This is a genomic window from Rhizobium grahamii (assembly GCF_009498215.1).
Classification (GTDB): domain Bacteria; phylum Pseudomonadota; class Alphaproteobacteria; order Rhizobiales; family Rhizobiaceae; genus Rhizobium; species Rhizobium grahamii_A.
Genome location: NZ_CP043498.1, coordinates 450,616 through 463,071, shown reverse-complemented (window position 1 = coordinate 463,071; position 12,456 = coordinate 450,616). Strand labels below are relative to the sequence as shown.

Here is a 12,456-nt window from a genome sequence, read left to right as displayed (position 1 = left end):
GAAGTCTGAAATGCACCTCGTTCCGGAGGCCTCCCGTCCTGGAACGATCGAAGTCTGGAGTTAGAAATGCCCGATAGCCGTCCGGATACGGAACTCAGTAATCCCCAGAGCGCCAAGCCGCCGCTCGACCCGCATTTGAAGGCGCTTGAAAACGAAGCGATCCACATTTTCCGCGAAGTCGCCGCCGAATTCGAGAAGCCCGTCATGCTCTACTCGATCGGCAAGGACTCGTCAGTCCTGCTGCATCTTGCGCGCAAGGCGTTCTATCCCGGCCGCGTCCCCTTCCCGCTGCTGCACGTCAACACCGGCTGGAAGTTCGCGGAGATGATCACCTTCCGCGACGAGATCGTGAAGAAGTACGATCTCGACCTGATCGAGCACATCAATCCGCGCGGTGCCGCCGAAAACATCACGCCGTTCACCTACGGCTCGGCGCGCTACACCGACATCATGAAGACAGAAGCGCTGCGCAATGCGCTCGACGCCGGAAAGTTCGACGCTGCCTTCGGTGGTGCGCGCCGCGACGAGGAAGCCAGCCGCGCCAAGGAGCGCATCTACTCCTTCCGCACGCCCGACCATCGCTGGGATCCGCGCAACCAGCGCCCGGAACTCTGGAACGTCTACAACGGCCAGATCCGCAAGGGCGAAAGCGTTCGCGTCTTCCCGTTGTCGAACTGGACCGAAGTCGACATCTGGCGCTACATCCAGGCGGAAAACATTCCGATCGTGCCGCTCTATTTCGCGGCCAAGCGCCCCTTTGTCGAGCGCGACGGCATGATGATCTCGGCTTCCGACCCGCGGCTTGAACTTTTGCCCGGCGAAACGAAGCAGGAAGATTCCATCCGTTTCCGCACGCTCGGTTGCTTCCCGCTGACGGGCGCGATCCGCTCGACCGCCGCCACCCTTGAAGACATCATCGCGGAGCTGGAAATCGCCACGGTTTCCGAACGACAGGGCCGCGCCATCGACCGCGACCAATCCGGTTCCATGGAAAAGAAGAAGCGTGAAGGATATTTCTGAGATGACCGCAGCCGTAACCGCCGCACACGCCCTCGCCGTGCCCGCCGCAGAACCCGCGACGGCGACCCGCGACTCGCGACCGCTGCGCCTCATCACCTGCGGCAGCGTCGATGATGGCAAGTCCACCCTGATCGGCCGCCTGCTTTGGGACACCAAGGCAGTCAAGGAAGACCAGGCCGCCACGCTGCAGCGCGATTCCACCGGCAAGCAGAACGATCTCGGCCTGCCCGACTTCGCACTCCTGCTCGACGGCCTGCAGGCCGAGCGCGAACAGGGCATCACCATCGATGTCGCCTATCGCTATTTCTCGACCGACAAGCGCTCCTTCATCGTCGCCGACACGCCCGGCCACGAGCAGTACACCCGCAACATGGCGACCGGCGCCTCCACCGCCGATCTCGCGGTGTTGCTCGTCGACGCACGCGCCGGCATTCTGGAGCAGACGCGCCGCCATGCAACGATCGCCTCGCTGCTCGGCATCAAGCAGTTCGTGCTTGCGGTCAACAAGATCGACCTGACGAACTACGATCGCGCCGGCTTCGACAAGATCACGCACGAGTTCCGCGAATTCGCGCTGTCGCTCGGCGTCAAGCAGATCACCGCGATCCCGATGTCGGCCTTGAAGGGCGAGAACGTCGTCTACTCCGGCGAAGCAGCGATGCCGTGGTATGCCGGCCCGACGCTGGTCGAGACGCTCGAGCTTGCCACCGTCCGCTCGTCGCAGGCGACCGGCTTCCGCTTCTCCGTACAGCGTGTGTCGCGCCCTGGCGAAAGCTTCCGCGGCTATCAGGGCACGGTTGCCGGCGGCTCCGTCAAGCCGGGTGACAGCGTCATGATCCTGCCGTCGGGCATGGTTGCCAACGTCACCAAGATCGTAACCTTCGATCTCGTCCGCAACGCCGCCGTTGCCGGCGACGCGATCACGCTGGTTCTCGACCGACAGGTGGACGTTGCCCGTGGCGACATGATCGTCTCGATCGACAGCCAGCCGCAGGTTGGCCTGTCGTTCGACGCACAGATCGTGGCGTTGCAGCCTGAGGGCATCGAAGCCGGCAAGCGCTACTGGCTGAAGAGCGGTAGCCGTCGCCAGCGCGTGCAGGTACAGCCGGTGGCACAGCTTGAGCTGAAGACCGGCGCCTGGGCTCCTGTCGATACGCTCTACATGAACGCGATCGGCAAGGTTCGCCTCGCCTTCGACGAACAGGCGATCTTCGACCCTTACGAGCAGAACCGGGCATCCGGCTCCTTCATCCTGATCGATCCCGACACCAACAACACGGTGGCCGGCGGCATGATATCAGGCAAGCGGAGCGAACTCGGCGGCATCCATGGCGGTGACGCCCGGGTGATCCTGTCTCTGCCGGCCGATCTCGCCGACCAGATCATGGCAAGCGAACTCTTCGCCAACCGACGCCACGAGGCGGAAGTGCGGCGCATGACGGCCGCCGAGGCCGCCGACCTCTGGTCGAATGCGGCAAGCGATATCTAAGCCTTTGCAGGGGGCGGTGCTGAAAGGTGCCGCCCCTTCCGCTTTCAGTGACTTGACTTGAGACGAGCCGATGCGGCCGCGGCATCACGATGCCGGTCAATCCGGTCGAAGACCTCCGCATCCGTTTCCGTATCGAACTTCCGCGCGAAGAATTTGTCTGAATCGAATATGCGGTCCATGTCGGCGCATTTCAGCGTCGCGGGGTAAGGCGGCGTCGGCCGATCCCATATCGCAAGTCTCAGGTCATCGCCGGTGATGCGGTCCGCGAAGCGCGAATTGCTGAGTATGGTCTGGATCGCGAATTCGTCGGGAATGAAGACACCGTCGAGAAACCGGGCGAACTTCGGAGTTCGCCGCACGAACTGACTGATGTGCTGTAGCGCCGCGTAACTGAGGGTCCACCACTGGCTGCCGCCATAGGCCACCAACCCGTAGGGCAGCCGGCGCGAGAACGGCGTTCTCATAACCCGGCTGCGGATGCGGAGGTGATAGCGGAGCACCTTGTCCGGCGCCTTGTAATTTCCCCCATTGCACTCCAGCGGTTCGGCTTCTCCATCGCGAAGCTCTCGATAAACTCGCTTCCCTGATGGCGTTCCAGAAACCGCGCAATCTCCGCATTGGACTTGATCGGATAATCGGCGCCCGACAGCAGCGTCGCATAGTCGAAGGTGATCCCCTGCTCTATCGCCGAACCGATCAGGGAGAAGGTCGCTCGCATGATACCGGCGCTTCCCCATCGGCTGGCAAAGCGCGGCACGAAATGCACATTCGCCCTGCCATCAAGACGTCGGGCCAAATCTTCCTGGAAATCGTCCGGCGTTCGCCTGTCGACATGGATGAGCACCGGAGAATTGTCGGGCTGCGCCGAGACCAGCCGCTGCACTTGCCCCGGATTTTCATGCACAAGCAGCATGTAGCCGACAATCAAAAGTGTGCGCTCCCTAGAGGGGAGCGATTTTCGCGTGAACCGGCTCGAAGACAACGACCGAAAAAGCGGTACGTCTATCCGAGAAATGTCAGTCGCAAATCAATGCACTCAAGGCGTGCATATATAGCTCCTACCACAGAGGCATGTGACGGTTGACGTCCTTGTAGAGCAGATAGCGGAACCGGCCCGGGCCGCCGGCGTAGCAGGCCTGCGGGCAGAAGGCGCGCAGCCACATGAAGTCACCCGCTTCGACTTCGACCCAATCCTTGTTGAGCCGGTAGACGGCCTTGCCCTCAAGCACGTAGAGCCCATGCTCCATGACGTGCGTTTCCATGAACGGGATGATCCCACCCGGTTCGAGCGTGACGATGGTGACGTGCATGTCGTAGCGCAGGTCGGCAGGATCGATAAAACGCGTCGTTGCCCAGACGCCGTTGGTATCGGGCATCGCCTGAGGCGGATGCTCGTCCTCGTGCGTGAACATTGCGGGCGGCGGCTCCAGGCCGTCCACTTCCTGGAAGGCCTTGCGGATCCAGTGGAACTTCACCGGCGCCCCGCTGCTGTTCCAGAGCGTCCAGCTGGAACCGGCGGGCAGAAACGCGAAGGAACCGGCGCGCATGGCGTGCGCCGTTCCTTCGAACTCGACGGTCATCTCGCCCTCGACGACGAAGAGAACGCCCTCGGCGCGCTTTTCCGGCTCCGGCCGGTCGCTGCCGCCGCCCGGCTGCACTTCCATGATGTATTGCGAAAAGGTCTCCGAGAAACCCGTCATCGGGCGGGAAATCACCCAGGCGCGCGTCCCCTCCCAATGCGGGAGATAGCTGGTGACGATATCCGTCATCACGGTGCGGGGGATGACGGCATAGGCTGTCGTGAACACGGCCTTGCTCGACAGGAGTTCGGTCTGCGGCGGCAGGCCGCCCATGCTGGCATAGAAGTTCTGGCTGCTCATCGGATCACTTTTCACGGCGCTGTTGGTCGTAATGGTTTAAGCGCCGGATATGAGACTGGCAACCTCCGGATTGGCAGGACAGTTTTTCCAATCCGCAGCCAAGGCGAGCCCCTCGCCGGGGCTCGCGCTCTGTCTGGAGCCTATCTCAGCGATAGGGCGAGACGCATTGCGCGCGGACGCCGACTTGTGGCGCGTAGGTATTGTCGGATGCGCGGTAGGTCTTGTAGCGATCATAGCACCACTGCACATGTGCGCTGCTGTAGCGCGCCGGCTGGTTGGCGATGCTGCCGCCGATGATCAGGCCGGTGCCGAAAGCCGCCAGCGGATACCACCAGCCATCGCTTCCGCGGCGATAGCCCGGGTGATAATCCCGATAGCCGCGATGTCCGTTATACCAGCCATGCTGCGGCGGTGGCGGACGATGGGGTCTGTTGGCATGGTGCGGAGGTGCGGGCGGTCTGCCGGGGTGGGCACCGGGCGGGCGCCCTGGAGCGCCCGGACGGCAATAGGGCGGGCGGCACGGCGGCGGCCTCTGCTGCACCTGCAGTATGTCGGCATCTCCCCCCGTTGCGATCGTTGCCGCCGAAGGCACCGGAAACGCCGCCACGGGCAAGGAATCCGCCAGTGTCGTGAGGAGTGCGACGGCCACAACAGCCAATTTCTTCATTCGAACCTCTCCTGATGTTGCACATCGGGGATATGCGGCAGGAGATATCTAAAACCAGAGGTCGAAATAAACATTTGCGTGAGCGAGCAGGGGCGTCCCTAGAATTGTCTCGGCAGCGGAAACCAGCAAGGGCTGTACCGCTTTAGCATTAGTTTCAAATTTAAGAATTGCTAGTGCACGAACAAATATAATAAGAACTTACTAATTTAGTAAATCAATGAATAAGTCACGCGTTCGTGAACGGATTCAGAAGATGAACACCTACAATTCTGGCGAATTCTCAAGATCTACTTGCGAAATCATCACCAATCCCACGCAAATGGCAGAACTGGAAGCGGAATGGAACGATCTTTGGCTGAAAGCCAAGGGTTCATTCTATCAGAGCTTCTCCGTTGCTTATCATAGCTGGAAAGAGATTGCTGAACCTGCCGGCCGATCGCTTTTCTGCATCGTGATTCGCGATAAGGGGGCGATGGTCCTCGTCTTTCCAATGGTGCGATATCGCAAGGGGCCACTCCTGATGATCCGGCCACTCGGCCCAAACGCGGCCGAGACCACCGATATGCTTGTCGATCCGGATGTGGACTGGCAGGCGATGGTCACACAGGCATGGCAAACCATCGATCGCGCCTCCAAGGCTGATATCATCCACATGCCCTTCATCAAGGTCGGATCGACGCTGGATCAGCTGATCCAGCATTCGCGCAACATCGAGCGCGATGCGGACATCGCTCCCTTTGCCAATCTGCAGGACCAGACGGACTGGGCCACGTACGAGAAGATCATCGGCGCAAACTCCAGGCAGCAGTTGAACCGAAAGCGCAAGCGCCTCTCCGAACTCGGAGACTTCGAGTTCGTCGAGATCGATCCCGTTGCAGAACCGCAGCATGCCCTGCAGCTGATCGAATGGATGTTTGCGCACAAGCAGGTCTGGGCCGACCGGGTCGGGAAGCATGGGGACTGGATCACCTCGCAGGGCTACCGAAACTTCCTGTATCGCTGGATCACCGACCCCCGGAATATCCAGCGGATGCGGCTCTATACGATCCAGATCGACAAGATGCCAATCGCGATGAAAGTGGCTGCATATGGCGTCTCGCATCTGGACCTGATCATCGCGGGCTTCCACTCGGATCCGCAATACGCGAAGTATTCGCCGGGCTTTGTCCTCGACGAGTTCTGGATGAAGATCGTGTTCGAGAAACACCTGAACGTCGATTTCGGGGCGGGGAACGAGCCGTACAAGCTCTTCTGGTCGCGAAACTTCAAGAACGATCTGGCGAACTACCATATTCCGCATACGATCGCGGGAGCAACGGCGACCCATTTGTGGCGACTGAAACGACGGGTGACGACGCATCTGGCGGAGCGCAGGAAGCGGCACGCCGCGCCGATGCCGGCCTAGCCGTCCGCGACACCTCGCCTCAATTCTGAAGCGGTGCATCCGTCTGCACAGGGAGGCCAGCAGCCCGTAGGCCTGCAAAGAACCGCGCCTGATCCTGCTTCCTGGCCAGCCGCTTTTCAACCTCGGGGCCGATGTTCGGGATCACCGCCGGCGCTTTCGATTTGAGCCAATCGATCTGTTCCCGCGCCTCATCGCCTTTGCCGAGCGCGCCAAGGATGGACAGCAGGACGAGACGATGCATCGGATTGTAATCGAGATCCGACATCCGCGACCAGAGCTCCGCCGCCTGCGTATCGCCCCGCATGAAGGCACAAAGCGCCATGCCGACCTCGTAGTATCCACGCGGCCCGGCATTCCTGCTGACCGCCGTCGAGACGAGCTCACAACCCTTGCCCCATTCTCCCGACATGGACAGCCGCAATCCGTATTCGCCGGCCACTTCGGTATCATTCGGATTGCTGGCGTAGGCCGCAGCACCCGCCCGCAACGCCTCGGGCATATCGTTGCCGAAGAAACTCGCGAGCATCAGCGCCTGCAGAGCACGGGCATTGTTCGGATCGAGCTGCACAGCATGTTCGGCGAGCCCCTTGGCAGTCTTCAGCGTCGCGGCGGTCGGCTTCGTGTTCAGCTGGAACGCGAACCGGAATTCATCGAGATGCGTCAGCGACAGAAGTGCTGCGACATTGGAATCTCCAGGCATCTTCTCGACCGCCCGCTGCAGGCAGGATTGGGCGGCATCATGGGCTGCCGAGGTCATCTCGTTGCGGTAGCTGTAGTAGGACAACACACAGGCGTAAGTGTCGTCACTGCCGGCGATCGTCTCGGTATCCGTCCGGAACATGACGCCAAAGGGGCGCGCAACCGCCGTCGCGATGTCCTCGGCGACACTCGTCTGCGTCTTGAGGACGCCCTGCACCTGCATGTCGGCATCGTAATTGTTGGCCCAGATGACGGCGCCGTCAGCACGGCGCACAAGCCGCGCCGTCGAGCGCAGCGTGTTGCCCTCAAGCCTGACGCTTCCCTGCAGCGCATAGGATGGTTGAGCGGCCGCCGCCTGATCCTTGTTCGGCGGAACAGCAGTGACGACGCCGATCTCATTGAACGGCACGAGTTTTTCGATGATGTCGTCGGTAATCCCGCGGGAAATATCCGACGCAAGCCGTCCATCCGTTACGCTCTCGAAACGCTCGACGAGAATGGTCGGACGATCCCCGGCGCCGGCAGCAGGCGCGTTAGCCGCATCCGGCGTTCGCATATATTGCAGGACGGCGGTTGCCGAAACGAGCACGATCGCCGCACTTCCCGCGATCGCCCAATATCGATATCCGGGCCTGCCGCGGGCAGCGATCGGCCTGTCCTCCACCTGCTCCCTGGACGGCTGCAACGCGTCGTCCAGAGCCTCGGCGGTTCGCCTGACTTCGAAGGCCGGTGCGTAGCCGCCCTTCGGAATGGTAATTATGATTTCGTCGGCAGCCCCTGCAGTGAGGTAGTAATGCTCCAGCTCTCGTCGCAGACGGCCGGCCTCGATGCGGACGCACGGATCCTGCTGGGCGTCGAAATTCGCGTCCCGGCCGAAGACGGCCTGTGCGATCGTGAAAGCCTTCAGATATTCGCGACGGCCGCCGAGGGTCTCGTCAATCACGAATTCGAGGAATCGTCTGGCGCGCTCGGGAAGACGAAACTCCGAGCTGGACAGGATGCGGTCGAGCTGTTGTCGCACTTCTTCCGATGAAGGGATGCCCCTGTTGGCCCCTTCCACACCTGCACTGATCATCGCCGCCCCCGACTATGATTGAAAACAACCTGCAGTTCCCAAAGAATAGTCCTGAACGCGAATAACGGCAACGTCGTTCAACCAAACACCGTCATTAGGGTTAGGCAATCGATAGGCATCGTGACGTCGGCACGGCGCCGATAGCGTCGGCAACGTAGAATCCCGTATGCTACCCGGGCCGACATGTATTTTACTGCCTTCGTCGCTGCGACCGCTCTATCATCACCGCAGATCCTTGGAGGGAAGCGGCGATGACATCATCTGATACGTCCACATCCATGACGAGCGCAGAAGAACTGCGCAAGCGCGCGCTCGAGCTGCAACTGGCCGAGATGGAGCGCGATCAGCGGATAAAGGACCGCGAAGCGAAAAAGCACGCGGAATTCCTCGAAGACTTCTTCCAGAAGCACGTCGGCGAAACCGAGCGCGCGGTCATCAAGCGGCTGGTGATGAAGGCTGCCGCCGACGGAAAATATGAAGCACTAATCTTCAGCTTCCCATCGAGCCTGTGCTCCGACAGCGGCCGCGCCATCAACAACAACCTGCCTGGCTGGCAAAATACCCTGCAGGGCAAGGCAAAGGAACTGCAGTCGCTGTTCGAGGAAGTCGCCAAGCCGCAGGGCTATGGGCTCAAGGCCGCGATCATCAATTTCCCGGACGGCATGCCTGGTGATGTCGGGTTCTTCCTGACATGGGAGCCACCCGTCGACTGACCGGCTGGGGTGAAGGTCCATCGATTTGAAAGCGACCGAGATCGAACGCAAATTTCTGGTTCGTGACGACAGCTGGCGCAATTCCGCCAGCTGTCCGCATTTTCTGCAGCAGGCCTATCTCCACGGGCGGGATCAAGGCTCCGTGCGCGTTCGCCTGGTCGATGGATGCTCGGCGCGTCTCACCATCAAATTCCGCACCACGCCGCTTACCAAGGAAGAATACGAATACGAAATCCCGGTCGAGGAAGCGCGTGGGCTGCTGCTTCGCGCAACCGGCCATATCCTGGAAAAGACGCGATACAAGGTCGCCTTTGATGGCCGGAACTGGGACGTCGACGTCTTTGCCGGCGCTTACGAGGGATTGACGCTTGCCGAGATCGAGATGGCGAGCGAAGAGGAGGCGTTCAGCCTCCCGCCCTGGCTCGGTCGCGAGGTGACGGGCAGCAAGCGATATTCCAACCGCTCGATGGCGACCGCCCCGCGCCTTTCACCCGCAGCGCAGGGCGTGGCCGGATAGCGCTATTCGTCCACAACGGTCCAGTTGGAGTCCGGGTTGAATTCCTTGATCGCGGCGGCGCGCTCTTCGGTCTGCGGCCCGAGATCGCGCTGGTAGATCACGCTGACGCCGTTGACGATGAACGTCTGGACGCCGGTGACGCGATACTTGACCGGCCAGGCGATCAAGGCAAAGCCGCCCGTCATGTAGCCGTTGACGAGGTAGCTCTGCTTGCCGCCGGCGACATTGGCGCCCTGCCCGGTCAGGATGCGATAGCGGTATCCGAAATAGCCGTCTCCGCGCTTTGCCTTGCCGAAGGCCGCCGTTTCGACGAGAGAGCTGGCGGGGCTCGGTTCGGCATAGGTACCCGGCTCCCAATACAGGCCATCCGTCTTGCCCTGGCTGCTGATCAGCTTCTGCGCGAATTCATAGACACCATCGCCATCGCGGTCCTCGGCGGCGTATTGGTACTGCGCCGTGACATATTGGTGCATGGTATCGATGGTCGCCAGCTCATTCTCGCCGATGCGCCGGTTGATGATCTCCTGAAGACCGCGCTGCGTGTCGAAGGCCCACTTGCCATCCTTGGCCTGGGTCAGCGGGAATGGGAACGGCCACAGACGATCGCCGATCGCAACGACCTTGACACCTTCGGAGTCCTTCAGCACCAACTGCCGCGCCGCGCCCTCGCGGATGAGGCCGTAGGCGACCATCGCCTCGTTGCTCGCCCGCAGCTTTTCAGCGTTGAGCCCGAGCAGTCCGGCAAGATCATCGATACTGTTCGACGCCAGCACCGATTTCAGCCGGTCGAGCGCCAGTTCGGCACTGTCGAACTGCGGTGCCGGAGTGCCGGCACTGAAGTCCGACAGCTCGGTCTGCATCCTTGGAAATGCTGCGGTCGCTGACATCGTGGAGAAGGCTGCCGCGAACATGAGCGAAACTACGGTCGATCGACGTCTCATCATCTAACTCCGTAAGCTGGATCTGGGTCCGTAAGCTGGTCTGCCGGTATCAGGTGTCATCGGCGTCCGCCGCCGCGGCCACCGCCGCCGCCCCCGCGACCACCACCGCCGCCACGATGAGCGGATGGAGGTGGTCGGTGATGCGCCCGGGCCGCGGGGCGCTGTCCGCCCATGCTCTGCCCGCCCCGCTTCGAGGCAACGGCATCCCTACGGCCGGATTGCGGATTGCCGAGCGCGCTTGGCTGGCGCGCGCGGTTATCAGGCCTTGATGCCATTTGCGGCTTGTTCGGTCTGTTGGCCGCCTTCTGTGCCGGCTTGTTCGGGCGATTGCCCGCCGATGGCTTCGCGGGCCGTGTGTCGGGACGGGCACCCGCATTCGGGCGATTGGCGGCGGCGTTGCCCGGCGACTTGTTCTTCAGCCCCTGGGCGGTGTTCTTCCGGATGTCGTCGGCCCGGGCAGCGGTGCCACGGTTACCCGGTCGGTCGGTCCTGTTGATCTCGGATGCCTTGTTGCGCAGCTGATTGCGATTGTCGGCCTGCAGCCCCGACCTGATCTCGGACCGATCGAGCTTGTTCAATTGATCCTTGCCGATACTGAGCTTGCTGCGATCCACGTTCGCCCAGTCGACGTCGTTCCACTTCATCTTCCCGTTGAAGGAGCGGTCGTTCAAACAATTGTTGCAATCGATATCGATGTCTCCACCACGCCAGCCGCCGCCCCATACGCCCCAGTCGTCCCAGTTGACGATCGCGGCCCAGGCAAGCCCCGTTACCGCGCCGGCAAAGAAGGCTGCGCCCGGATAGTAATAATTGTCGTAGGACTCGGGATAATAAGAAATCGGAGCCGCCGCATAGGTCGGTTCATAAAGCATCTCCGGCGGATATTGCGGGATGTAGATCTTTTCCGGATTGGTCGGTTTGATGATGATGTTGTCGTTTTCGTTGACGATCGTCACCTTGTCGTCGGTCTTGATGATGTTCTTCGCAACCGCCTCATCGCGAAGCTGCTGGATGGCGATCAGCACATCCTTCTGCTGATTGGTCAGCGCATCGGCAAGCTGCTGGGTCCAATCGAGATCTTCGCTCATCATCTTGACGATGTCGGGGTAGTTCAGCAGCGAGATGACGCTGCCGTCCCAATCGGCTTTTGGCTTGAGGTCGGCGTTCTTCTTCTTCGCCTCAAGGAAACGGGACGCCTCTATGATCTGCACCGGAAAGAGCGAGGCGGCCGAGATCGCGGCCACCAGTTCGTCGGGATAGAGCGCGATGCGCGCCACCAGCACTTCCAGCTGGTCGTCAGAAAGGAGCGTCGCGGCTGGCTGGTCGTTGCCCGTCTGGATAGGCGGCGCGGCCGGCGCCGGGGCCTGGGCATGCAGGGGAAGCGTCGGCTGGAGCGCAATAATCGCCAAGGCTGACAATCCGGCAAGCAGTTTGCGGGAAATTGCTTTCATCGCGCATGGACCTCCGTTGGATCAAATCAGTCGAATGATGCGTACCCTCACGGCAGTTTCGGCGTGGCGCCGGGCGAGCGCCTCAGCGTCACGATCTTGGACTGGGCGATCGCCTCGCCCATCTCCGTCAACAAGGCATCGACCAGGCCCGCATACTCCTGCCGCCGCTCTTCCCGCACCGCCTCAGGCAAATGCTCGATGTGTGCCAGCGTCTGTGCGGCGTCCTTGAGATCCTCACACATGCTGCGAAAGGCTTCATTTGTGTAGAATAGCCGCTGCACCAGCGCTGTCTGGTCAGGGAAGTATTTCTCTGCCGTCCCGAGGGCGGACATGTATCTCGAACCACGTTCTCCCGACGCCATTTCCGCCCCCGCCAAACTGCGCCAGCAGACGTGAAAACTATATAACAGGCGAACTGGGCTGCAGACGTATAATACACGAACCTACTGTAGCCGGCTTTCGAAGCCCCGGATCCGCCTGCCGCGCAGGGCATGCGACGCCATTCGGGCAATCATTTGCCCTCCTCTTCACCACCTCCGCGGCACGGCCGCCGGAGCGCCGCCGCCGGTCTGCATCTCGATAGATGTTACGCGATGCTA

Annotated in this window: 13 protein-coding genes; 5 read left to right on the top strand and 8 right to left on the bottom strand. The window is 61.4% G+C overall.

Features of this window, described 5'->3' with window-relative positions; genetic code table 11:
- Positions 1-66: 66 nt before the first annotated feature.
- On the top strand, positions 67-1,020 hold the full coding sequence (gene cysD, locus FZ934_RS02305; protein WP_153269744.1) for a sulfate adenylyltransferase subunit CysD: 954 nt from the start codon (positions 67-69) through the stop codon (positions 1,018-1,020).
- Between the two features lies 1 nt (position 1,021).
- Positions 1,022-2,509: a sulfate adenylyltransferase subunit CysN gene (gene cysN / locus FZ934_RS02300; RefSeq protein WP_153269743.1), complete on the top strand. Its 1,488-nt coding sequence runs from the start codon at positions 1,022-1,024 to the stop codon at positions 2,507-2,509.
- A gap of 44 nt (positions 2,510-2,553) precedes the next feature.
- Here cysN and FZ934_RS28385 read toward each other — a convergent pair whose 3' ends face one another.
- The 4 genes from FZ934_RS28385 to FZ934_RS28515 form a co-directional block, all read right to left on the bottom strand.
- The gene (locus FZ934_RS28385) at positions 2,554-2,973 is read right to left on the bottom strand and encodes a beta-1,6-N-acetylglucosaminyltransferase (protein ID WP_153269742.1); all 420 of its coding nucleotides are present in this window, start codon (positions 2,971-2,973) and stop codon (positions 2,554-2,556) included.
- Positions 2,970-3,437: a beta-1,6-N-acetylglucosaminyltransferase gene (locus tag FZ934_RS28380; RefSeq protein ID WP_153269741.1), complete on the bottom strand. Its 468-nt coding sequence runs from the start codon at positions 3,435-3,437 to the stop codon at positions 2,970-2,972. The genes FZ934_RS28385 and FZ934_RS28380 overlap by 4 nt, the downstream gene beginning before the upstream one ends.
- Positions 3,438-3,567: 130 nt before the next feature.
- Positions 3,568-4,389: a bifunctional allantoicase/(S)-ureidoglycine aminohydrolase gene (locus FZ934_RS02285; protein WP_153269740.1), complete on the bottom strand. Its 822-nt coding sequence runs from the start codon at positions 4,387-4,389 to the stop codon at positions 3,568-3,570.
- A gap of 145 nt (positions 4,390-4,534) precedes the next feature.
- Entirely contained in the window at positions 4,535-5,056 is a 522-nt protein-coding gene (locus FZ934_RS28515; protein ID WP_153269739.1) for a BA14K family protein, read from the bottom strand.
- Positions 5,057-5,309: 253 nt separating this feature from the next.
- Between FZ934_RS28515 and FZ934_RS02275 the strand changes: the two genes are divergently transcribed.
- Positions 5,310-6,461 carry a GNAT family N-acetyltransferase gene (locus FZ934_RS02275; protein ID WP_194273747.1) on the top strand — a complete coding sequence of 384 codons (1,152 nt, stop codon included), beginning with the start codon at positions 5,310-5,312 and terminating at the stop codon, positions 6,459-6,461.
- A 19-nt stretch (positions 6,462-6,480) separates the two neighbouring features.
- On the opposite strand, the gene FZ934_RS02270 is transcribed toward FZ934_RS02275, so the two are convergent.
- A complete protein-coding gene (locus tag FZ934_RS02270) occupies positions 6,481-8,235 on the bottom strand; it encodes a hypothetical protein (RefSeq protein ID WP_153269737.1) in 1,755 nt (584 codons plus the stop codon).
- 251 nt (positions 8,236-8,486) lie between these two features.
- Between FZ934_RS02270 and FZ934_RS02265 the strand changes: the two genes are divergently transcribed.
- A complete protein-coding gene (locus tag FZ934_RS02265; RefSeq protein ID WP_153269736.1) occupies positions 8,487-8,948 on the top strand; it encodes a hypothetical protein in 462 nt (153 codons plus the stop codon).
- A 25-nt stretch (positions 8,949-8,973) separates the two neighbouring features.
- A complete protein-coding gene (locus FZ934_RS02260; RefSeq protein WP_153269735.1) occupies positions 8,974-9,465 on the top strand; it encodes a CYTH domain-containing protein in 492 nt (163 codons plus the stop codon).
- 2 nt (positions 9,466-9,467) lie between these two features.
- On the opposite strand, the gene FZ934_RS02255 is transcribed toward FZ934_RS02260, so the two are convergent.
- The 3 genes from FZ934_RS02255 to FZ934_RS02245 are packed head-to-tail and all read right to left on the bottom strand — an operon-like array spanning position 9,468 to position 12,219.
- Positions 9,468-10,406, bottom strand: coding sequence for a DUF2950 domain-containing protein (locus FZ934_RS02255; protein ID WP_153269734.1), 939 nt, complete (start codon positions 10,404-10,406; stop codon positions 9,468-9,470).
- Between the two features lie 56 nt (positions 10,407-10,462).
- On the bottom strand, positions 10,463-11,857 hold the full coding sequence (locus FZ934_RS02250; protein ID WP_153269733.1) for a DUF3300 domain-containing protein: 1,395 nt from the start codon (positions 11,855-11,857) through the stop codon (positions 10,463-10,465).
- A gap of 47 nt (positions 11,858-11,904) precedes the next feature.
- Complete coding sequence (locus tag FZ934_RS02245; RefSeq protein ID WP_153269732.1) at positions 11,905-12,219, bottom strand: hypothetical protein; 315 nt, start codon at positions 12,217-12,219, stop codon at positions 11,905-11,907.
- Between the last annotated feature and the right edge of the window lie 237 nt (positions 12,220-12,456).

Bases quoted from the DNA above. Each gene is read 5' to 3' on its own strand.
- FZ934_RS02265 (WP_153269736.1), top strand. From the start codon at position 8,487: ATGACATCATCTGATACGTCCACATCCATGACGAGCGCAGAAGAACTG.
- FZ934_RS02255 (WP_153269734.1), bottom strand. From the start codon at position 10,406: ATGAGACGTCGATCGACCGTAGTTTCGCTCATGTTCGCGGCAGCCTTC.
- FZ934_RS02250 (WP_153269733.1), bottom strand. From the start codon at position 11,857: ATGAAAGCAATTTCCCGCAAACTGCTTGCCGGATTGTCAGCCTTGGCG.
- cysD (WP_153269744.1), top strand. From the start codon at position 67: ATGCCCGATAGCCGTCCGGATACGGAACTCAGTAATCCCCAGAGCGCC.
- FZ934_RS28385 (WP_153269742.1), bottom strand. From the start codon at position 2,973: ATGAGAACGCCGTTCTCGCGCCGGCTGCCCTACGGGTTGGTGGCCTAT.
- FZ934_RS02270 (WP_153269737.1), bottom strand. From the start codon at position 8,235: ATGATCAGTGCAGGTGTGGAAGGGGCCAACAGGGGCATCCCTTCATCG.
- FZ934_RS02275 (WP_194273747.1), top strand. From the start codon at position 5,310: ATGAACACCTACAATTCTGGCGAATTCTCAAGATCTACTTGCGAAATC.
- cysN (WP_153269743.1), top strand. From the start codon at position 1,022: ATGACCGCAGCCGTAACCGCCGCACACGCCCTCGCCGTGCCCGCCGCA.
- FZ934_RS02245 (WP_153269732.1), bottom strand. From the start codon at position 12,219: ATGGCGTCGGGAGAACGTGGTTCGAGATACATGTCCGCCCTCGGGACG.
- FZ934_RS28515 (WP_153269739.1), bottom strand. From the start codon at position 5,056: ATGAAGAAATTGGCTGTTGTGGCCGTCGCACTCCTCACGACACTGGCG.
- FZ934_RS02285 (WP_153269740.1), bottom strand. From the start codon at position 4,389: ATGAGCAGCCAGAACTTCTATGCCAGCATGGGCGGCCTGCCGCCGCAG.